The following is a 19,548-nucleotide window of genomic DNA, read 5'->3' on the forward strand; positions in this document are numbered from 1 at the left end:
GCATCCACTTCGCTCGAAAACGCGATAAGGAGAAAAAACATGACCTCAGTACCAACCATCGAAGGGATCGGCGTCGTCTCGCCCGAAAGCCATCAGGTGCGGTCGCAAGGGCCATTCCAGTTGCGTCGAATCCATCCCGGCATCTCTCTGGGACAGCCAAATGACGCAGGCTTCGGCGGGCTTGGCGTTATCGACCACGCCCGGCTGCAACCCGGCCTCGTCGTGAGGATGCACGAGCATCGCAATGACGAGATCATAAGCTACATGCGCGCAGGCCGCATGCAGCACACCGACTCCGCCGGAAAGAGCGAACTTATATCGCCCGACCGGTTGATGGTGATGAACGCAGGCCGCGGCTTTCATCACGAAGAGCGAGTTGTCGGAGACGACCAGATCGAAATGCTGCAGATTTTCGTTCGGCCTGAGGCCGCAGACGAAGAGCCGATCGTTCAATTTGTTGAACTCGATAAAATCAAGCGCAACGATCAATGGCGGTTGCTGACCGGACCGAAAGGATCGGGCGCGCCGACCTTCGTACGTCAGGCCATCTATTTGTACGATACCCATCTATCGGCAGGTCGAAGTATCGACCTCCCGTCCAAACCCGGGTTTGATCGTTGGCTATATGTTTTTCAGGGCAGAATATCTGCGGGACAGCACGACGTCGGAACGCACACCGCGCTGATGCTTGCCGCGGATCAGGCCGAGATGAATGTTACCGCTGTCCAGGAAACAGATCTTGTTGTTTTCCTCGTTGATCGGAGCGCTAAGTTCTCGCGTGGAGGAACTATCAGTGGCTGATCCGAATGGATGGTTCGGATCTTGTCCGCACTCGTATGATTACGCCCTTACGACGCCTGCTTCTGAAACACCCCGTTCTTGTAACTCGCGCCGAAATACACATCGATCGACCGGATGAGATCGCCCTCGAAGCCGAAGACTTCGGTGTTGCGAAAACTCTTGCCGTCCTTCGCCACGCAACGATAGGTCACGAAAGCCGTATCGCCATCGACGGCGATACGCTCAAGATCATGCTGCGCGATCCAGTCGGCGACACGCCAGCAGCGGGCGAAATAGGTAGGCTTGTCGATCCCATCATCGAACGGGCTCGTAAAGGTGAAGTCGTCCGTGAACGCATCTTCGACGGCCCCGCGGTCATTGCGCAGATAGGCTGCAAACAGGTCTCGAATGATCCCCGCCTTGTCGGCACTCATAATGCTCACTCCTCCGGAAACATGTGCGCGTACGGCTCCGCCTCCTTCACCACCCGCGCGAATGATGGACGCGCCAGCAACCGGCCAAGATAGGCCGAGACGTTGCGATGTGCGTCTCCGAACGGATGCACCTTGTTCGCGTAGTACAACGCCGGAGCCGCGGCGCAGTCGGCGAGCGTGAACGCTGCGCCCATCGCCCACGCGTTCGTCGCCATCTGCTTGTCGATCATGCCGTAGGATGTGGTGAGCAACGCACGCGCCATGGCCACACCATGCGGATCCTTCTTGTCGGCCGGCACCAGACGGTCGCCGACGATCTTCTGCGTCGGCGTGTGCACATAGAGATCATAGAAGCGGTCGCGTAACCGCATCTGCAGGCCGGCGTCGCCATCGGGGATGAAACGCGTGCGGCCGGGAAAATGCCGGTCGAGAAACTCGATGACAATGGAGGACTCCGGCACGATCGCGCCGCGCTCATCATCTTCCAGCACGGGGAATTTGCCGATCGGCCACAGTTTCAACAGCGCCGCGCGCTCAGCTTCGTCGCCGAGATTGACCATATGCGGCGTAAACGGCGTGTCGTTCTCGTACAGCGCGACCAGCGTCTTCCAGCAATAAGACGACAGCGGATGGAAATGCAGTGTGAGGGACAAGGGAACCTCCTGTCGGGATGGATGAAATACATCGCCGCTGCATGAGCCTGGCGAATGACGTCGACCAAGGACGAATGAGCTCTACGCGTTCCGACAAGTATCGGCCCATTTTCGCGACAGGGGAGCCAAAATCCTTCCATGCGGGCCTTGGACATATTCAGAGCTCGAAAAGTAGAACGATACTAAGCTGGCAACCTGTGGAAATGGCCATTTGCCGTTCACACCGCTTCACGCGCGCGTTACCGACTTAGCTGAAAATTAGCTAAGGAGCGTAAGCGTGGCCATTTCCCAAACCTCACAGCGACTCTTCGGAGCGTCTATCGCAGTTCTTATGACCTTCGCGATCGAAGCTCCGGCGCAGGCGCAGAGCCAGCTTCCGCCCGTCGTTGTAGAGCAGGCCAAACCGCGTGCCACGCCGGCACGTCCGCAGCGGTCGCAGGCGGCGCGCTCCGCCGCCAGCCGTCGGACTGCCGCCCGGGGACCGGCAGCGCCGGCCGCGACCGCCGCTCCGGCTGCTGCAGCTTTCGAATCCGGCACGGGTCCGGTCCAGGGCTACCTCGCCGGGCAGAGCACCACTGGCATGAAGACGGACACGCCACTGCGCGAGACGCCGCAGTCGATCACGGTGGTCACGACCGATCGCATGGCCGATCAGGGCGCGACGAGTGTTCAGGATGCCCTGCGCTATATCCCGGGCGTCTTCGCCGACGCCTACGGTGTGGACTCACGCGGCGACTATCCGCGCATCCGCGGTCAGGACCCCAATATCTATCTCGACGGTACACGCGCGGCGGACGCCTATCGGTTCAACGAATGGCGGCCCGATCCCTATACGGCCGAGCGCATCGAGGTGATGCGCGGACCGGCGTCCGTACTGTACGGCGACACGTCCACGGCGGGCCTGATCAACCTGATCTCGAAGCGCCCGCAGGCGGAAGCGGCGAGCGAGATCGGCGTTCAATTTGGCAGCTTCAACCGCAAGCAGGTGCAGATCGATACGACCGGCAAGCTGACCAAGGATGGCGAGTGGTTGTATCGCTTCGTCGGCGTCTTCCGCGACAGCAACATGCAGACCGACTTCACCAAGGACGACCGCATCGTGCTGGCACCGTCGCTGACCTGGCGGCCGACCAACAACACCAGCTGGACTGTGCTCGGCACCTATCAGAAGGACACGAGCGGCAGCTCTACGGCGTTCCTGCCGCATGAAGGCACGCTGTTCGCGGGGCCGAACGGCTTCGTTCCGGTGAATCGCTTCGCGAGCTATCCCGGCTACGACAAATACCAGACCGAGACCGGTGCTTTCAGCAGCCTGTTCGAACACAGCTTCAACGATGCCGTGAAAATCACCCAGAACCTGCGCTTCACGCATGTCGAAGGCATCTATCGGACGGCCTACCCGGATTCCTACTCAAATCCCTCGAATCCGTTTCTGGATCCCGAGCACCGAACGGTGGCGCGCTACATTTCCAGCCAGGAAGTGGCCAAGGACAGCCTGACCATGGACAACAATGTCCAGCTCAAGCTGCTGACCGGACCTGTTTCACACAAGATGCTGTTCGGCCTCGATTATCGCGACCTGAACCAGCGCACACGTTCAGGCGGTGGCTTTGATCCAACACCGTTCGATCTCTATGCTCCCGTCTACACCAGTCTTACGGCGCCTGTGTTGTCCGACACCCCCGCGGTGCGGCAAAGCCAGCTCGGCCTGTACGCGCAGGACCAGATGCGGCTCGGCCCCTGGCTCGCCACGGTCGGCGTTCGACAGGACTATGTCAGCAACCGCGTCGCAGGCAGCCCCGACGAAGACACCAAGGCCACAACGGGCCGCGTGGGCCTGATGTATGAAACGCCTGTTGGCTTCAACCCCTACGTCACCTACGCGCAGTCGTTCAATCCGATCTTCGGCGCCAATGTCTGCGCCGAGATCTGCAAGGCGCAGCGCGGCGAGATCTACGAGGTCGGGTTCAAGTACAATCCATTCCCGGGCACCGCGATCAATGGCGCTATTTTCGACACAGTTGAGAAGAACCGGCTGGCCTCGGGATCCGTGCCCGATGCAAATGGTTTCATCGCTTCGATCCAGACCGGACAGGTGCGTATCCGTGGCGTGGAGCTCGAGGTCATCACCCAGGTGACGCCCGACCTCAGACTGATTGGCAGCTACTCCTATCTCGATGCCAAGGTTGAAAGCGGCGACAATGTCGGCAAGCATGTGGAAACCGTGCCGGATCACCAGGCATCGCTGTGGGGCACCTATCGCTTGACGTCGCTGGGTCTGCGCGACGTCACCCTCGGCGGCGGCGTGCGTTATATCGGCCAGTCCTGGGACGGCACGGATACGCTCCGCACGCCGGACTACACGCTGTTCGACGCCATGATCAAATACGAGACAGGCCCTTGGCGTTTCCAGGTCAACGCCAGCAACATCACCGACAAACGGCACCTCGCCACCTGCCTCGCGCGTGGCGACTGCTTCTACGGCATCGGGCGCACAGTGTTGGGGTCAGCGACCTACCGGTTCTGAGTGGTCAGACCTGCCACAACCAGTTCGCGGCCGGGCTTGTCCCGGCCGTTGTCGTTCTCTAAACAGCCCTGAAGTGATCAAGACACAGGGCAGGACATGACCAAGGCTGACGGCAAGGAACAGATTCGCAAGGTTGCACTCGTCACCGGCGCCGCGCGCGGCATCGGCCTTGCCGTGGCCAAGCGCTTTCTTGGCGAAGACTATCGTGTCGCGCTGCTGGATATCGAACGCGAGCTGCTCGACGCCAGCGTCAAGGCGCTGAACGATCCCGACAACACGCTGGCGCTGCATACGGATGTCTCCGACGCTGCTGCTGTCGACAAGGCCTTTGCTGCCACGCAGGCCCGCTTCGGCCGGCTCGATGCACTGGTCAACAATGCCGGCATCGCGAATTTCAAGCCTCTGCTCGAGACGACGCTGGAGGAATGGGAACGCATCATGGCCGTGAACCTTACCGGCCCGTTCCTGTGCACCAAGGCGGCGGCCCCCTTGATGCGCGAGCATGGCGGCGGCGCCATCGTCAACATCGCCTCGATCTCGGCGCTACGCGCGTCCACGCTGCGCGTCGCCTACGGCACCAGCAAGGCCGGCATCATTCACTTCACCAAGCAGTCCGCTGTCGAGCTCGCGCTGCTCGGCATCCGCGTTAATGCGGTGGCGCCGGGCCCGGTGGAAACCGCGATGGCCAAGGCCGTGCATACGCCGGCAATCCGCGCCGATTATCACGATGCGATTCCGCTCAATCGCTACGGCGGCGAGGACGAACTCGCCGACGCCATCTTCTTCCTGTGCAGCGACCGGTCGAGCTACATCACCGGCCAGATGCTGGCGGTCGACGGCGGTTTCGACGCCACCGGCATCGGCCTGCCGACGCTGCGGCGCGAGGGCATCAACGGCTAGCGAAGGTCCGTGCCCGGATGACGTGCAGCATCATCCGGATTGCGCGGCTGCCGATTCGATCGCGCAGCTTTGCCAACTTAGAGAGATACTAATTCCAGACTAATTGTATGACGCCCCGGACGTCTTTCGGCTGCGTCGCTGCGTGATAAGTCGCCTGCATCACTTGGTAATGGGGGTGCGGGCAAATGACATTCAAATCTTCCACACATCTGGGATGGCTGGTCGGGACGGCACTGCCGATGCTGGCGTTGATCACGACGCCATCGCAGGCTCAATCGCCGCAAGGCAGCACCGCATTGCCAGCCGTGGTGGTGGATCAACCCGTTCGCCCGGCCGCGCGTGCGCGCGCGACCCGCCCATCGACCGCTCGCGCGCGTGCAACACGCCAGGCTGCGGCACGCAACAATGCGCCGGTTGCGGCCGTCACCGCGGCTCCCGGGGTTCGCGCGGAAACCGCCACCGGCCCGGTGCAGGGCTATCTCGCCAATCGCGGCATGGGCGGCACCAAGACGGACACGCCACTCCGCGAGACTCCGCAGTCGATCTCGGTCGTGACAGCCGATCGCATCACCGACCAGGGCGGCCTGTCCGTCCAGGAAACCCTGCGCTATGTGCCAGGCGTGACCGCCGATCCGTTCGGCGGCGATGCCCGCGGCGACTACACGTTGATCCGCGGCCAGGAGCCGAGCCGCTATCTCGATGGCATGCAGGGCTCGCGGCTCAGTCAGGTGCTGGAATGGCGCCGCGATCCCTACGCGCTGGAGCGCATCGAGGTACTGCGCGGGCCATCGTCCGTGCTGTATGGCGGCTCGTCCACTGGCGGCGTGCTCAACGAAGTGTCGAAACGCCCGCAGGCCGAATCCCGCAACGAGATCGGCGTGCAGTATGGCTCCTTCGACCGCAAGCAATTGCAGATGGACTCCACCGGCAAGCTGACCAAGGACGGCGAGTGGCTGTATCGCTTCGTCGGCGTGCTACGCGACTCCAACTCGCAGGTCGACTATGTGCCGAACGACCGCATCCTGCTGGCGCCGTCGCTGACCTGGCGCCCGACCAATGACATCTCCTGGACCGTGCTCGGCAACTACCAGAAGGACAGTTCCAGCTCGTTCAGCGCCTTCCTGCCCATCGAGGGCGTGCTGAAGCCCGGCCCGAACGGCTATATCCCGGTTAACCGCTTTGCGGGCGAGCCGAATTACGATCGCTACAACATCACCACCGGCGGCGTCACCAGCCTCTACGAGCAGAGCTTCGGCGATGCGCTGAAGATCAAGCAGAGCTTCCGCTACAGCCACACCGACGGCGATTACGCCATCATGTATCCGGACCTGTATTCCAACCCCACCAATCCATTCCTCGACGCCGGCCGGCGTACCGTGCAGCGGATCTATTATGCCCGTCAGGCCGCGAAGGACGCCTTCACCTCCGACAGCAATGCCGAAATCAAGCTGCAGACTGGCGCGGTGTCGCACAAGGTGCTGGTGGGCATCGACTATCTCGGCCTGCACGAGAAAACCCGCAGCGGCAGCGGCCTCGATCCGCGGCCATTCGATCTGTATGCGCCGGTCTATAGCAGTTTCTCCGCGTCGCTGACCGACGATCCCCAGGCACAGCAGGGCCAGACCGGCTTCTATGCCCAGGACCAGATGCGGCTGGGCCCGTGGCTGGCGCTGCTCGGCGTGCGGCAGGACTATGTCAGCTATAGTGTCGAGGGACTGCCCACCCAGAACGACAGGGCCACCACCGGCCGCGCTGCGCTGATGTACGAACTGCCGTTCGGCGTGACGCCCTATGTGTCCTGGGCGCAATCGTTCAACCCGGTATTCGGCGCCAACACCTGCGAAAGCGGGTTCTGCAAGCCGGTGCGCGGCGAGCAGTTCGAGGTCGGCTTCAAGTACAATCCGTTTGCCGGCACTGCGATCAATGCGGCGATCTACGACACCACCGAGCGCAACCGGCTGTCCTCCGGACCCGGCGTCTTCTCGATCCAGACCGGCCAGGTGCGGATCAAGGGCCTTGAGCTGGAAGTGCTGACCAGCGTCACACCCAATCTCGACCTGATCGGCGCCTATGCCTATACGGACGCGCGGATCGAATCCGGCGACAATGCCGGCAAGCGCGTCGCCAGCGTGCCGCAGCAGCAGGCCTCATTGTGGGGAAAATATCGCCTGGCATCGCTCGGCCTGCCCGACGTCACCGTCGGCGCGGGTGTGCGCTATATCGGCGAATCCTGGGACGGCATCGACGTGCTGCGCACGCCGGACTACACGCTGTTCGATGCCATGGTGCGCTGGGACAACGGCCCGTGGCGGCTGCAGTTCAATGCGACCAATATTGCCGACACCCGCAACATCGCCACCTGTCTGTCGTTCGGCGACTGCTTCTACGGCATGGGCCGCACGCTGCTCAGCACCGCGACGTATCGGTTCTGAGGCCTGGCACCCGCTTCGCTCGAAAACGCTCTAGAGAACGCGGAGCCCCAGCATAAAAAAGGCCAGCGCGCCGGTGGATGCCACCGTGCGCACGTGGTTCCAGCCGGTCCAGACCGACAGATAGCGCGTCCACAGACTTGCAGTCCCGGCGCTGTCGGCGGGCGCGGCAGCGAGCGCGTCGTTCAGCGGCACGTTGAAGACAACGGTGACGAGGAAGGTACCGACGGTATAGAGCAGCGCACCCGTGACGAGATAGGGTGACGCCGGATGCGACCAGTTCAGCACCGCAATCACAGCGATGATGACGCAGAGCAGCACGGTGCCCATGAAAGCGGTGAGGAACGGCGGGCTGAGAATCGTGCTGTTGATCGACTGCATCGCGGCAATACCGGCCGGTGCCGGCAACTTGCCGAGCGCGGTCATCACCGTGACCGAGAATACGAAGAACAGCCCGGCCATCAGGCCGGAGCCTATCGCTGCTACAAATGTCAGGCCGAACGACATTCGTCCCACCCTCACCTCGACCCTGTCGGTGCTCAGCCTAGCAGTTTTACTACTCCGCGAGCTGCGACGAAAGTTCGCGCGGGCGTAGCGTGGCGATACTGACGGCAAGCGCACCAACCGCCGTGCAGGCGATGGTCGCAACCATCGGCAGCGAGGTGCCGTCGAAGAACAGGCCGGACACGCCGATCATCAGACCACCGGTGACCATCTGCAGCGTACCGCCCAGGGCGGAGGCGATGCCGGCGATGGGGCCGTGGTTCTCCAGCGACAGCACCATGGTCGACGGGATCACCAGACCGAGGAAGGCGAAGGACACGAACAGCAGCGGAATCAGCACGGCAAGGCTGGTGAAACCGGCCAGCGTGAGCGCCAGCAGCACGACTGCGAAAAACGCATAGGCCGACACCGCCGCCATCACCACGCGGCCCATGCCGAAGCGGCCGCCGAGGAAACCCGCGAATTGCGAGGCGCCGATGAAGCCGATGGCATTGACCGAGAAGGCCAGGCTGTACTGCGTCGGCGTCAGGCCGTAGTGCCCGATATAGACAAAGGACGATGTCGCAAGAAACGCGAAGAAGCTCGCCATGCCGAGGCCACCGATGAAGGTGAGCCCGAGAAAGTGCCAGTCGCGCAGCAGCTCGCCGAAGCTGCCGAGCACATTGCGCACACTGCCCGAGATGCGCTCATGCGCGGGGCGCGTCTCCGGCAGCAGCGAGGCCACCAGCACAAGAGCAATGACGGCTGCGATGGTCGTTGCAACGAACACGGCGCGCCAGCCGAATGGCACGATCAGCGCACTTCCGCCGAGCGGCGCGAGGATCGGTGATACCGAGAATACCAGCATGACCAACGCCATCAGCCTGGTCGCCTCAGGGCCGGTGTGCAGATCCCTGATGATGGCACGCGGGATCACGCCCATGGCGGCGGCGCCGAGACCCTGGACAAAGCGGAACGCAATCAGCCAGGCCACACCCGGTGCCAGCGCGCAACCGATCGAGCCGGCGATGAACAGCGTCAGACCTGCATAAAGCGGCGCCTTGCGGCCATAGACGTCGGACAGCGGTCCATAAGCGATCTGGCACAGGCCGAAGGCGATGAAGAACGCAATCAGCGTCATCTGCGTCGCCGAGGTCGTGGTTTGCAAATCGGCGGTGATCGCGGGCAGCGCCGGCAGATACATGTCGATGGCGAAGGGACCGACGGCGGACAACAGGCCGAGCACGACGGCGTTGCGGGTAAAGGCGGACATGGGATCTTCTTTTCTTATTCAACGTGGCCGCGACGCATCTTCGATCGCTGATCGTGACACGCCGGCTGAGATGAGGAGCAAGGCACAGCCTCTCACAACACCAATGATCTGACGGGGCGCCTTGTAGCGGAAGAGAACCCTACACGCCAATCAAGCGGTTGGCATCGTGCCCCGCCCCTCACCCGCCGCGACCTCTCCCCGCGCAAGTGCGGGGAGAGGTAAGAAAGCGGCGTACGCCTCACATCACTCCATCGCGCAGTTGATCATCCAGGGCGCACCGAATTTATCGACACACATGCCGAATCCCTTCGACCAGAACGTGGGCCCGAACGGCATCTTGATGGTGCCGCCCTCGGACAATGCCGCGAACACCTTGGCGCCATCAGCAGGATCCTTGATCTGCAGCGCTACCGACATGCCCTGCATCTTCTCGAAATAATCCGGCGGCGCGTCCGAAGCCATGATGACCTCGCCATCGACCGAGATCTGGCCATGCAGCACCTTCTTGGCCATCGACGGCGGCATCTGTTCCGCCGCGGGCGAGCCTTCCACATGCATGATGACGTCGATCTTGGCCCCGATTGCCTTCACATAGAAATTGAGGGCCTCTTCGCAATTGCCGTTATAGTGAAGATAGGGATTGACCTGCATCGTTCTTTCCTCCGGTTAAAGACTCTGGTTTCGGATCGGGATCATCGCGCGCATAGCGGGATCGCGCAGGTACAGCCCACCCCATGCCATCACGCCGATGTAAAAGCCAAACAACAGATGCGTGAACAGCGGGCTGTCGACGCGCAGATGTGTCGCCATCGCGCCACCGAGCAGCCCGGTGAGCAGAATGGCGCCGAAAACGGACGTGCGCGGGGTCGCGTAAAACAATGCGCAGAGCAGCGTGAGAACGCCAAGGCCGCGCGCCTGCGCCATACTGCCGCTATAGCCGAGCTGCTGCATGGTCTCGGTAACCTCCTTGATCGGCACCAGCTTGATCCCGCCATCCATCACAAGAAAGAGAATGACGAGGCCGCTGAGAATGCGGCCGATCCAGAGCGCGGTACGGGAAACGGGCATGAAATGGGTCCTGTGGTTCGAATAGAGAGCGCTGTCTCCAAGACGAACGGCATCGGCGTCATCCGACAGCGCCATAAAAACTATTTTGGAGCAGCCGCCTTGTTCTTCGCCTGATTCTTGGCCTTGTTCGTGACCTTCGGTCGCGGCTTGCTCTCCAGCATCAGCCGGTCGAGATGCATCCGGATGTGATCCGCCTCCGTCGAGGTATTAGCCAAAGCGATGGCGCGGTTGAAGCTTTCTCGCGCTTCATCGTTGCGGCCGAGTTGCATCAGATATGCGCCTTGCACGCCGAAAAAGTGGAAGTAATTTGAAAGTTTCGCGGCCAGCGGCGCGATCATCTCCAACGCCGCTTCGGGACCGCGCACTTTCGAGACCGCTACCGAGCGGTTGAGCGTGATCACCGGCGACGGCTGCAGGATTTCCAGCGAGCCATAAAGCAACTCGATCTGCGCCCAGTCGGTGTCTTCCGGCTTGGCCGCGCGGGCATGCAACGCGGCAATGGCAGCCTGGATCTGATAGGCGCCGGTGCGGCGATGCCGCATCGCCTTGTCGATCAACGCCAGGCCTTCGGCGATCATCTTGCCGTTCCACAGCGTACGGTCCTGATCGTCGAGCAACACGAGCGCGCCATTGGCATCGAAGCGCGCCGCCGAACGGGCATATTGCAACAGCATGAGCGCTGCGAGGCCCATGATCTCCGGTTCGGCCGGAAACAGCTTGAGCAGCAGCCGTCCCAGGCGGATCGCCTCCTCGCATAATGGCGCGCGCAGATCGATGCTCTCGCCTGACGCCGAATAACCCTCGTTGAAGATCAGATAGAGCATGGCGGCCACGGCAGCGAGACGCTCGCTGCGTTCCGGCGCGCCGGGCGTCTCGAACGGCACATTGGCCTTGGCCACTGCCGCCTTGGCGCGCGTGATGCGCTGTTCCATCGCGGCATCCGAGACGAGGAACGCGCGGGCGATCTGCTTCACTGTCAGGCCCGAGACGATGCGTAGTGCGAGCGCGATCTGCTGCGTCGCCGGGAGCTGCGGATGGCAGCAGATGAACAACAGCCGCAGGATATCGTCGCGATAATGCGATCCATCGAGACGCTCGGCGAGCTCGCTCTCGGCATCGTCCAGATCGGATATCGCGTGGTCGTCCTCCGGCAGCGGCTGCTGCTTCGCGCCGCGGCGGATATCGTCGATAGCCACATTGCGACCGACCATGATCAGCCAGGCGGCGGCATCGCGCGGCGGGCCATTTTGCGGCCAGGTCTTCAGCGCGCGCAGGCAGGCGTTCTGGAACGCCTCCTCCGCGGTGTCGAGGTTACGGAAATAGCGCAGCAACGCACCGAGCGCCTGGGGACGCGCCGAGGTCAGCGCCGCATCGATCCAGGCGACATCGGTCATGGCTGGAACGCTCCGTGGAAGACGCCGATCGGGCGAATTTCATAGGCGCCGCCGGGATTGGCGCGGCCGAGGTCCTGCGCAATCTCCAGCGCGCCGTCGAGATTTTCTGCCTCGACCACATAGAAACCGAGCAACTGTTCCTTGGTTTCAGCGAAGGGGCCGTCCAGCACCACCGGGGGCTCGTCCTTACGCAACGTTGTCGCCGCGGTGGTCGGCAGCAGTCGCGCCACGGGACCGAGCCGGCCCTGCTGCGCGAGCTTGCCGTGCACAACGGCAAGCTTCGCCATCACGGCGTCGTCTTCGTCCTTCGACCAGCCGCCGACAACGGCTTCATCATGGTAGCAGAGGATGGCGTAAAGCATGGGGTCTCCTTGGATGAAAGACGGTCGACATCGTGCGATCCCGACAGGTTAGCGGAAATTATTGTTGGGAGCGCGGCGACGTGGAACACGTCATGCGGAGGACCGGCATAACAGGCCGACCGCCTTCTGCACGAACGCCTCCAGCTCTGCGCGCGGAACACCGGCACGGGACCGGATCGAGAGCATATTCAGTATCGCAGACGCCATCTGCGACAGCGTGGGAACATCGATCGTCTCCGGCAATTCGCCGCGCGCGACGGCGGTCTTGAAACACCAGCCAAAGGCGTCATCGAGCTCGACAAAATTTTCGCGCATCATCGCGCCGATCTCCGGATCGGCGATAGCGTCGGACGCCACCGTCATGACAGCAAAACAGCCGCGCGGCGCGGTATCGCCTGTGGTGTAGATGTCGAGTGCCGCATCGAAGAACCGGCGCAGCCGCTCCCGGACGTCGATATCGGCCTTGAAGATCGCGATGACCCGGACGGTGTAGTCGTCGCGATAGCGCTGGTAGCTCTTGATATAGAGCGCGCGCTTGTCGCCGAAGGCGCCGTAGAGCGACGGCCGGTTCATGCCGGTCACTTCGCTGAGATCGTCGAGCGACGTCGCCGCATAACCGCCTTTGCGAAACAGCGCCAGCGCCTGCCCGATCGCCACATCGGGCTCATAGGCGCGTGGCCTGCCGCGGCGCTTCGGCTCGGTGGCCACCTCCGGCTTCGCCACGACGACGGGCTTTTTCTTTTTTTGTACCATTTCGCATTAAATTCCTTGACCGAATTTATATTATGCGAGACGGTACGAAAATCAACCGGCGGACCGGTCGTAACAGTCCGCTATCTCAAGGAGGCTTCCATGGATCTGTATTTCTCCCCGATGGCCTGTTCGATGGCCACTCGCATCGCGCTGTATGAGGCCGAAGCCGGCGCCGACGCGCGATTCTTCGAGGTCGATCCACTGAACAAGGAAGTGCGCAACGACGGTTCGGATTTCCGCGACGTGAATCCGCTCGGCCTGGTGCCGACACTGCGCACCGACGATGGCGTCATCCTCACCGAGAATGCCGCGATCCTGCAGCATGTCGCCGACTGGTTTCCGCACTCCCCCATCGCCGCGGGTTCGGGCATCGACCGCAGCCGGCTGCAGCAGTGGCTCTGCTTCATCGGCACGGAACTGCACAAGGGGCTGTTCGTCCCGTTGCTGGCCAAGAAGGCGCCCCCGGAGATGAAGGCCTATGCACTACAAAGCGGGTTGTCGCGGCTGACCTATCTCGAAAACCATCTCACCGGACGCAACTTCCTGCTCGACAGGTTCAGCGTCGCCGACGCCTATCTTGTCACGGTGCTGAACTGGACGATGGTGTTGCCGGAGATCGATCTGAACAACTGGCCGGCGATCAAGGCCTATCACAAGCGCCTGCGCGAGCGGCCGAGCATCGTGCGCGCGGTTGCCGAAGAGTTCGAACTGTTCAAGGCCGAACAGGAACGTCACAAGGCGGCGGCGTGATCACGCCACCGCGCGGCGGCCGATGATGGCAAAGCGCAGTCGGCTGGAAATCCAGTCGATTGCCGCCACCGCGACCAGGATCATCAGGATCAGAAACGAGACCTTCTGCCATTCCAGCACGCGGATCTGCTCGGCGAGCTGAAGACCGATGCCGCCCGCGCCAACGATACCGATGATGGTGGCGGAGCGGGTGTTGGACTCGATGAAATACAGCACCTGACCGGCAATCACCGGCAGCACCTGCGGCATCAAGCCGAAACGAATCTCGTGCATTGCGCTGCCGCCGGAGGCCCGAATGCCTTCGACCTGCTTCTTGTCGGCGGCTTCAATGGCTTCCGAAAACAATTTGCCGAACGCGCCAAAATCCGAAATCGCGATTGCCAGCACGCCGGCAAACGGGCCGAGACCGACGACATTGATCCAGACCAGCGCCCAGATCAGCGTATCGACGCCGCGAATCGAATCCAGAAAACGCCGGACCGGAAAGCGAAGCCACGCGGACGGAATGACGTTGCGTGCCGCGAGCAGACTGACCGGCAGCGCGAACACTGCAGCAAGGGTGGTGCCAAGCAGCGCGATCGACAGCGTCTCGCCCATCGCGTGCAGATAGGCAGGCAGTGACGAGCCGGGATCCGGCGGGATCATCATCATCGTGATCCAGCCAAGTTCGCGCAGGCCGGTCCACATCCGCGCCGGCGAGAAATCGAGTTCATTGAGCCCGAAGATGAAAAGCGCCAGCGCCGCGACCAGGATGGCGGGCACACCGGCGCGCGACGCCATCGGGCGGTTGAAGACATCAGGATAGCGCCCGCGCAACGCGGGGGTATTGACGTCAGGCTGCCTGCTCATGATCTGGCTTCCTTGCCGAACAGACGGCCGCGCAGCCAGCCGGTGCCGATATCGATGATGAACACGGTAACGATGATCATCAGCAGGATCGCACTGACGTCGGAATAATAGAACTTTCTGACAGCAACGACGAGTTCCTGGCCGATACCGCCGGCGCCGACGAAGCCCATCACGGAGGCACCACGCACATTGATCTCGAAGCGCAGCAGCGTGTAGCTCGCAAATCCGGCCGCGACCTGCGGCAGCACGGCAAAGCGCATGCAGTCGACCCAGCCTGCACCAGTGGAGCGGATGCCTTCCACCGGCTTCATATCGATATTCTCGACGATCTCGCCATAGAGCTTGCCGAGCGCGCCGATGCAGTGGATCGCAATCGCCAGCACGCCTGCCATTGGGCCGAGACCAAAGGCGATGACGAAGATCAGCGCGAACACGATATCCGGCACGGTGCGGCAGAATTCCATGAAGCGGCGCACGGCAAAGCGCAGCGGCACTGAGGGCGCAGTGTTCTCGGCCGCGAGAAAATTGAGCCCGAAGGCCAGCACGGCACCGATCAGCGTGCCGACATAGCTAATCAGCACGGTCTCGCCGAGCAGCGACAGCCACTTCTTCCAACCCCAGAACCATTCATTGACGTCTGTCCAGACCCGGGCGCCGGCTTCGAGCGTGAAGATGCGATCGAAATAGCTGCCGAAGTTGCCAATCTTCTCGATGAAGGTCCTGAGATTGACCTCGGCGCCGAGCCCCGCGACGAACAGCGCTGCAAAGCAGGCCACCACGACGAACAGCGTGCGCAACCGCCGGCGTGCCACCGCCTTGCGGTAGGCATCGTTCAGCGCAGCAAGCTGCGGAGCCGGAAGAATGGAAACGGCGGCGGACATGATGTGCGGGCCTATCTGGGATCAAACACAGAAAAGGAGCCGGACCATTTCTGATCCGGCTCCCTTCAATGGTCGGGCAATCAGGACGCCTTCTTCTTGCGAAGCGCGTCGACGAACTTGATCAGGTCGATGGTAGCGTCCCAATCCTTGGTGGTCGCGGCATGGAAGCCCTTCTTCTGGCCGTCCGACAGGCGATCAAAAGCCGCCTTGTCCTTGGTCGGTGCATCGACGAAGGCCTTGGCGATGGCGACCTTCAGCTCTTCCGGCAGGTCGGAGCTATAGGCATAGGGGCCGTTGATGATCGGGGCCGACTTGTGGATGATGCGGAAGTCTTCCTTCTTCATCGGCGTGCCGTCGGCATTCTTCAGCATGCCCTTGGTCAGCATTTGCTGCAGCGTCGAGTCGTTGTCGTTGGTCCACTGGTTGGCGGCGACATCCACCGTGCCCTGCGACAGCGCCAGCAGCGCATTTTCGTGGCTGCCAGTGAACACGACCTTGCTGAAATAGGTGTCGGCATCCGAGATGCCCATCTTGTCCAGCTCGAAGCGCGGCACGTTGTTGCCGGAGGTTGAATTCGGATCGACCAGACCGAGATTCTTGCCCTTCAGATTGTCGACCGACTTGTAGGGGCTCGACGCTTTGACGAAAAACACCGAGTAGTAGCCCGTCGAGCCATCGATGTTGATGTCGTTGGCGAAGGCATCGGTCTTGACGCCGGTGAGGCGGGCGCGCGCGAACGAGGCCGAACCATAGCTGGCGATGTGGATGTTGCCGGAGCGCTGGCCTTCGATGACGGCTGCGTAGTCATTGGCGATGCGCAAATTGACCTTCACGCCGAGTTCTTTCGACAGATAGGCGACGAAGGGCGCCCAGCGCTCGGTAACGCCCGAGGCGTTTTCTGCCGGGATGATGGCGAAGGTCAGTTCCGGATACTTGGCCTTGTAATCCTGGGCCGAGGCCGAGGTGGCGGCGAAAGCCAGCGCCGCAGCGCTGAGCAGAATGGAGCGACGGTTGATCATGACAGTCCCTGTTTTGATCTGAGGTGAAACGTTTTTTCTTGGTAGAAGGCGCGTCTATCGCGGCGATGCCATCGTTACGATGACGTCACCGCGATAATTTCAACGCACTGCAATCACGCGACGGCAGCAACACCGTATTCGGGAACGCGGACAGGCGTCGGCATATGCGCCGATCCCATCACCTCATCGGCTTCGAGATCGTAGAGTTCACGGGCGATATGCTCGGTGAGCGCGGACGGCGCGCCATCGAACACGACGCGGCCGGCGGACATGCCGATCAGGCGATCGCAATAGGTGCGCGCCAGATCGAGCGAATGCAGGTTGCACATCACGGTGATGCCGAAGTGCTTGTTGATCCGCAGCAGCGCATCCATGACGATGCGGGTGTTGCGCGGATCGAGCGAGGCGATCGGCTCATCCGCGAGAATAATGTCGGGCTGCTGCACCAGTGCACGGGCGATGGCGACACGCTGCTGCTGACCGCCGGAGAGCTGATCGGCGCGTTGCGAAGCATATTGCGCCATGTCGAACTGTTCCAGCGCCGACATCGCCAGCGCGCGGTCGTCCTCGGGCCACATCTGGGTCAGCGAGCGCCACTGCGGCATCTCGGCCAGACGGCCCATCAGCACATTGGTCAGCACGTCGAGACGGCCGACGAGATTGAACTGCTGGAAGATCATCGCCGAGCGCGCGCGCCACTTGCGCAGATCGCGGCCCTTGAGCGCGGTGACATCCACGCCATCAAATACGATACGGCCTTCGGTCGGCTCGCACAGGCGATTGATCATGCGCAGCATGGTCGACTTGCCGGCACCGGAACGGCCGATCACGCCGACGAATGCGCCCGGCTTGATCTCGAACGACGCATTATCGACGGCAGCCTTGGCGCCGAAACGGCACGTCAGCTTATCCACCACCAGCATGAGGCACTCCAATGACAATAGACATCGCCACCGGTAACGCCCGCGTTTAACAATGATGTGACATGTGCCCTGCGCATACGGGTTATCGTCGTTGCGGGAAAAGGACGCCCGAATTCATGTGAACGTCACGACATCGTCACGAAACCGACCGAAGAGGTGCCCGCGCGCCAGCGCACACTCTAATATATCACCCACCGATTCCTCTTCCGTCGCACGAGCGTCACATGGCCGGAAAACAACTCTCGCTCACGCCAGCGGTCGATCCCACCGCGAAACTCGTCGATACCGAGCTCGGCGCCTATACCGAAGTCGGCGCGCGCACGATCCTCAATGAAGTGACGATGGGCGACTATTCATATGTCGTGAATGACGGCCAGATCACCTACACGACGATCGGCAAGTTCTGCTCAATCGCGGCGATGATCCGGATCAATCCCGGCAATCACCCGATGCACCGGGCGACACAGGCGCACTTCACCTATCGCGCCAGTGCCTACTTCCCCGGCGAAAGCGACGACGCCGACTTCTTTGCCTGGCGACGCGAACATCATTGCACTATCGGCCACGATGTGTGGCTCGGCCATGGCGCCATCGTGCTGCCCGGCCGCAATATCGGCACCGGCGCGGTGATCGCCGCCGGGGCCATCGTGACCAAGGACGTCGCCCCCTATACGATCGTCGCCGGCAATCCGGCGCGGCCGGTGCGGCGACGATTTTCGGAAGCCGTGGAAGACGGGCTGATGGACCTCGCCTGGTGGAACTGGGACCACGAGATGCTACGACAGGCGCTACCGGATTTCCGCAAGCTCCCGGTCGAGGATTTCCTGAGCAAGTATAAAGGCGTCAAGGCGCCCAGGCAGATGGCAGTGACATGACTGGACTTTTCATCGACGGCGGACGCACTTTGCTCGGCCAGGACATCGCCGAGACTTCGCTGCAGATTGGGGATGGCGTGATTGCGGACATCGGATCGGATGCGCCCCATGGCGCGCTCGGCCTCGATGCCTCCGATCTGCTGGTGCTGCCGGGAATCGTCGACCTGCATGGCGACGCCTTCGAGCGGCAGTTGATGCCGCGCCCCGGCGTCGACTTCCCGGTCGATGTCGCCTTGATCGACAGCGACCGGCAGGCCATCGCCAATGGCATCACCACAGTGTTTCACGGCACCACGTGGTCCTGGGAGCCGGGCCTGCGCGGCGCGGAGAACGCCCGCAAGCTGCTGGATGCCATCGAGACGCTGCGGCCGAAGCTCGCCTCCGACACGCGCTTCCATCTGCGGCAGGAAACGTTCAATCTCGACGCCGAAGATGAGATCGTCGGCTGGCTGCAGGCCGGCCGCATCGATCTGCTCGCCTTCAACGATCATATGGACATCGCCGGCATCTCAAAGCCGGCAAAGCGCGCGCGGATGGTCGAACGTACCGGGCTCAGCAGCGATGCCTTCGACCAGCTGGTCGATCGCGTGCTGTCGCGCGCCGATGAGGTGCCTGCCTCGATTGCCCGCCTCGCCAAAGCGGCGAGCGCTGCCGGCGTGCCGACGCTCTCGCATGATGACGCAACGCCTACGATGCGCGATGACTTCCGCAGGCTCGGCGTCAATATTGCGGAATTCCCGATCAACGAAGAGACCGCGAAGGCCGCGGCGGCGGCCGGCGATTTCATCGTGTTCGGCGCACCCAATGTGGTGCGCGGCGGCAGCCATACCGGCTGGACCAAGGCGTCCGACATGATCGCCAAGGGCCTCTGCTCGGTGCTGGCGTCGGACTATTACTATCCCGCGCAATTGCTGGCCGCGTTCCGGCTGCTCCATGATGGCATTCTGTCGCTGCCGCAGGCCTGGGCGCTGATCTCGTCCGCACCGGCCAAGGCTGCCGGGCTCACCGACCGCGGCGAGATCGCGGGCGGGCGCCGCGCTGATTTGCTGCTCGTCGATGACAGCATCGCAATGCGTCCCCGCATCGTCGCCGTGATCGCACAGGGCAAGCTCGTGCATCTCACCGATGCCACGCGCCTGCAGCCGGCGCGTGCCGCGCAACGCAAAGCTATTGCCGCAGCGTGACGCGGCTTTAT

General features: G+C 62.3%; 20 protein-coding genes. 7 read left to right on the plus strand and 13 right to left on the minus strand.

Annotated features, from left to right (window positions below; all coding sequences use genetic code 11):
• Positions 1–39: 39 nt before the first annotated feature.
• Complete coding sequence (locus tag AC1DUY_RS20880) at positions 40–801, plus strand: pirin family protein (RefSeq protein ID WP_120288532.1); 762 nt, start codon at positions 40–42, stop codon at positions 799–801.
• Between the two features lie 47 nt (positions 802–848).
• Here AC1DUY_RS20880 and AC1DUY_RS20885 read toward each other — a convergent pair whose 3' ends face one another.
• Together AC1DUY_RS20885 and AC1DUY_RS20890 are read right to left on the minus strand one after the other, a co-directional pair.
• Entirely contained in the window at positions 849–1,214 is a 366-nt protein-coding gene (locus AC1DUY_RS20885) for a nuclear transport factor 2 family protein (RefSeq protein WP_120288531.1), read from the minus strand.
• Between the two features lie 5 nt (positions 1,215–1,219).
• Complete coding sequence (locus AC1DUY_RS20890; RefSeq protein WP_120288530.1) at positions 1,220–1,867, minus strand: glutathione S-transferase family protein; 648 nt, start codon at positions 1,865–1,867, stop codon at positions 1,220–1,222.
• A 331-nt stretch (positions 1,868–2,198) separates the two neighbouring features.
• Between AC1DUY_RS20890 and AC1DUY_RS20895 the strand changes: the two genes are divergently transcribed.
• The 3 genes from AC1DUY_RS20895 (at position 2,199) to AC1DUY_RS20905 (ending at position 7,726) form a co-directional block, all read left to right on the plus strand.
• Positions 2,199–4,394, plus strand: a complete 2,196-nt coding sequence (locus tag AC1DUY_RS20895) for a TonB-dependent siderophore receptor (RefSeq protein WP_478116689.1) — start codon at positions 2,199–2,201, stop codon at positions 4,392–4,394.
• Between the two features lie 96 nt (positions 4,395–4,490).
• Positions 4,491–5,294, plus strand: coding sequence for an SDR family NAD(P)-dependent oxidoreductase (locus tag AC1DUY_RS20900; protein ID WP_478116691.1), 804 nt, complete (start codon positions 4,491–4,493; stop codon positions 5,292–5,294).
• Positions 5,295–5,479: 185 nt separating this feature from the next.
• Positions 5,480–7,726, plus strand: coding sequence for a TonB-dependent siderophore receptor (locus AC1DUY_RS20905; RefSeq protein ID WP_478116693.1), 2,247 nt, complete (start codon positions 5,480–5,482; stop codon positions 7,724–7,726).
• A gap of 30 nt (positions 7,727–7,756) precedes the next feature.
• On the opposite strand, the gene AC1DUY_RS20910 is transcribed toward AC1DUY_RS20905, so the two are convergent.
• The 7 genes from AC1DUY_RS20910 to AC1DUY_RS20940 form a co-directional block, all read right to left on the minus strand.
• Complete coding sequence (locus AC1DUY_RS20910) at positions 7,757–8,230, minus strand: anthrone oxygenase family protein (protein ID WP_478116695.1); 474 nt, start codon at positions 8,228–8,230, stop codon at positions 7,757–7,759.
• A 49-nt stretch (positions 8,231–8,279) separates the two neighbouring features.
• Positions 8,280–9,479 carry a multidrug effflux MFS transporter gene (locus tag AC1DUY_RS20915; protein ID WP_478116697.1) on the minus strand — a complete coding sequence of 400 codons (1,200 nt, stop codon included), beginning with the start codon at positions 9,477–9,479 and terminating at the stop codon, positions 8,280–8,282.
• A 243-nt stretch (positions 9,480–9,722) separates the two neighbouring features.
• Positions 9,723–10,130: a VOC family protein gene (locus tag AC1DUY_RS20920; protein ID WP_175366413.1), complete on the minus strand. Its 408-nt coding sequence runs from the start codon at positions 10,128–10,130 to the stop codon at positions 9,723–9,725.
• Positions 10,131–10,145: 15 nt separating this feature from the next.
• Positions 10,146–10,547 (minus strand): DoxX family protein, encoded by a 402-nt coding sequence (locus AC1DUY_RS20925; RefSeq protein ID WP_231077992.1) that lies wholly within the window; start codon positions 10,545–10,547, stop codon positions 10,146–10,148.
• Between the two features lie 80 nt (positions 10,548–10,627).
• Positions 10,628–11,941, minus strand: a complete 1,314-nt coding sequence (locus AC1DUY_RS20930) for an RNA polymerase sigma factor (RefSeq protein ID WP_231077993.1) — start codon at positions 11,939–11,941, stop codon at positions 10,628–10,630.
• Positions 11,938–12,303 (minus strand): YciI family protein, encoded by a 366-nt coding sequence (locus tag AC1DUY_RS20935; protein WP_092139199.1) that lies wholly within the window; start codon positions 12,301–12,303, stop codon positions 11,938–11,940. Before AC1DUY_RS20935 ends, AC1DUY_RS20930 begins: the two co-directional genes overlap by 4 nt.
• A gap of 90 nt (positions 12,304–12,393) precedes the next feature.
• The gene (locus AC1DUY_RS20940) at positions 12,394–13,056 is read right to left on the minus strand and encodes a TetR/AcrR family transcriptional regulator (RefSeq protein ID WP_478116701.1); all 663 of its coding nucleotides are present in this window, start codon (positions 13,054–13,056) and stop codon (positions 12,394–12,396) included.
• A gap of 99 nt (positions 13,057–13,155) precedes the next feature.
• On the opposite strand from AC1DUY_RS20940, the gene AC1DUY_RS20945 reads away from it, so the two are divergent.
• Positions 13,156–13,806 carry a glutathione binding-like protein gene (locus tag AC1DUY_RS20945; protein WP_478116703.1) on the plus strand — a complete coding sequence of 217 codons (651 nt, stop codon included), beginning with the start codon at positions 13,156–13,158 and terminating at the stop codon, positions 13,804–13,806.
• Here the strand turns inward: AC1DUY_RS20945 and phnE (AC1DUY_RS20950) are convergent, their stop codons facing one another.
• The 4 genes from phnE (AC1DUY_RS20950) to phnC form a co-directional block, all read right to left on the minus strand.
• Positions 13,807–14,655 carry a phosphonate ABC transporter, permease protein PhnE gene (gene phnE / locus AC1DUY_RS20950; protein WP_478116705.1) on the minus strand — a complete coding sequence of 283 codons (849 nt, stop codon included), beginning with the start codon at positions 14,653–14,655 and terminating at the stop codon, positions 13,807–13,809.
• The gene (gene phnE / locus AC1DUY_RS20955) at positions 14,652–15,536 is read right to left on the minus strand and encodes a phosphonate ABC transporter, permease protein PhnE (RefSeq protein ID WP_478116707.1); all 885 of its coding nucleotides are present in this window, start codon (positions 15,534–15,536) and stop codon (positions 14,652–14,654) included. The genes phnE (AC1DUY_RS20950) and phnE (AC1DUY_RS20955) overlap by 4 nt, the downstream gene beginning before the upstream one ends.
• 80 nt (positions 15,537–15,616) lie before the next feature.
• Complete coding sequence (gene phnD, locus AC1DUY_RS20960) at positions 15,617–16,555, minus strand: phosphonate ABC transporter substrate-binding protein (RefSeq protein WP_309947466.1); 939 nt, start codon at positions 16,553–16,555, stop codon at positions 15,617–15,619.
• Positions 16,556–16,668: 113 nt separating this feature from the next.
• On the minus strand, positions 16,669–17,478 hold the full coding sequence (gene phnC, locus AC1DUY_RS20965) for a phosphonate ABC transporter ATP-binding protein (protein ID WP_089262019.1): 810 nt from the start codon (positions 17,476–17,478) through the stop codon (positions 16,669–16,671).
• Positions 17,479–17,702: 224 nt separating this feature from the next.
• Here phnC and AC1DUY_RS20970 point away from each other — a divergent pair, with 224 nt between their 5' ends.
• Together AC1DUY_RS20970 and AC1DUY_RS20975 are read left to right on the plus strand one after the other, a co-directional pair.
• Positions 17,703–18,353, plus strand: coding sequence for an LbetaH domain-containing protein (locus AC1DUY_RS20970; protein ID WP_089262021.1), 651 nt, complete (start codon positions 17,703–17,705; stop codon positions 18,351–18,353).
• Positions 18,350–19,537: an alpha-D-ribose 1-methylphosphonate 5-triphosphate diphosphatase gene (locus tag AC1DUY_RS20975; protein WP_478116710.1), complete on the plus strand. Its 1,188-nt coding sequence runs from the start codon at positions 18,350–18,352 to the stop codon at positions 19,535–19,537. The genes AC1DUY_RS20970 and AC1DUY_RS20975 overlap by 4 nt, the downstream gene beginning before the upstream one ends.
• Positions 19,538–19,548: the final 11 nt, after the last annotated feature.

This window comes from Tardiphaga sp. P4_G1, from assembly GCF_056401215.1.

Excerpts from the sequence above, each read along its gene's own strand:
- phnC (WP_089262019.1), bottom strand. The coding sequence starts at position 17,478 with ATGCTGGTGGTGGATAAGCTGACGTGCCGTTTCGGCGCCAAGGCTGCC.
- AC1DUY_RS20915 (WP_478116697.1), bottom strand. The coding sequence starts at position 9,479 with ATGTCCGCCTTTACCCGCAACGCCGTCGTGCTCGGCCTGTTGTCCGCC.
- AC1DUY_RS20880 (WP_120288532.1), top strand. The coding sequence starts at position 40 with ATGACCTCAGTACCAACCATCGAAGGGATCGGCGTCGTCTCGCCCGAA.
- AC1DUY_RS20925 (WP_231077992.1), bottom strand. The coding sequence starts at position 10,547 with ATGCCCGTTTCCCGTACCGCGCTCTGGATCGGCCGCATTCTCAGCGGC.
- AC1DUY_RS20970 (WP_089262021.1), top strand. The coding sequence starts at position 17,703 with ATGGCCGGAAAACAACTCTCGCTCACGCCAGCGGTCGATCCCACCGCG.
- phnD (WP_309947466.1), bottom strand. The coding sequence starts at position 16,555 with ATGATCAACCGTCGCTCCATTCTGCTCAGCGCTGCGGCGCTGGCTTTC.
- AC1DUY_RS20920 (WP_175366413.1), bottom strand. The coding sequence starts at position 10,130 with ATGCAGGTCAATCCCTATCTTCACTATAACGGCAATTGCGAAGAGGCC.
- AC1DUY_RS20910 (WP_478116695.1), bottom strand. The coding sequence starts at position 8,230 with ATGTCGTTCGGCCTGACATTTGTAGCAGCGATAGGCTCCGGCCTGATG.
- AC1DUY_RS20935 (WP_092139199.1), bottom strand. The coding sequence starts at position 12,303 with ATGCTTTACGCCATCCTCTGCTACCATGATGAAGCCGTTGTCGGCGGC.
- AC1DUY_RS20895 (WP_478116689.1), top strand. The coding sequence starts at position 2,199 with ATGACCTTCGCGATCGAAGCTCCGGCGCAGGCGCAGAGCCAGCTTCCG.
- AC1DUY_RS20940 (WP_478116701.1), bottom strand. The coding sequence starts at position 13,056 with ATGGTACAAAAAAAGAAAAAGCCCGTCGTCGTGGCGAAGCCGGAGGTG.
- phnE (WP_478116707.1), bottom strand. The coding sequence starts at position 15,536 with ATGTCCGCCGCCGTTTCCATTCTTCCGGCTCCGCAGCTTGCTGCGCTG.
- AC1DUY_RS20905 (WP_478116693.1), top strand. The coding sequence starts at position 5,480 with ATGACATTCAAATCTTCCACACATCTGGGATGGCTGGTCGGGACGGCA.
- AC1DUY_RS20975 (WP_478116710.1), top strand. The coding sequence starts at position 18,350 with ATGACTGGACTTTTCATCGACGGCGGACGCACTTTGCTCGGCCAGGAC.
- AC1DUY_RS20930 (WP_231077993.1), bottom strand. The coding sequence starts at position 11,941 with ATGACCGATGTCGCCTGGATCGATGCGGCGCTGACCTCGGCGCGTCCC.
- AC1DUY_RS20900 (WP_478116691.1), top strand. The coding sequence starts at position 4,491 with ATGACCAAGGCTGACGGCAAGGAACAGATTCGCAAGGTTGCACTCGTC.
- AC1DUY_RS20945 (WP_478116703.1), top strand. The coding sequence starts at position 13,156 with ATGGATCTGTATTTCTCCCCGATGGCCTGTTCGATGGCCACTCGCATC.
- phnE (WP_478116705.1), bottom strand. The coding sequence starts at position 14,655 with ATGAGCAGGCAGCCTGACGTCAATACCCCCGCGTTGCGCGGGCGCTAT.
- AC1DUY_RS20885 (WP_120288531.1), bottom strand. The coding sequence starts at position 1,214 with ATGAGTGCCGACAAGGCGGGGATCATTCGAGACCTGTTTGCAGCCTAT.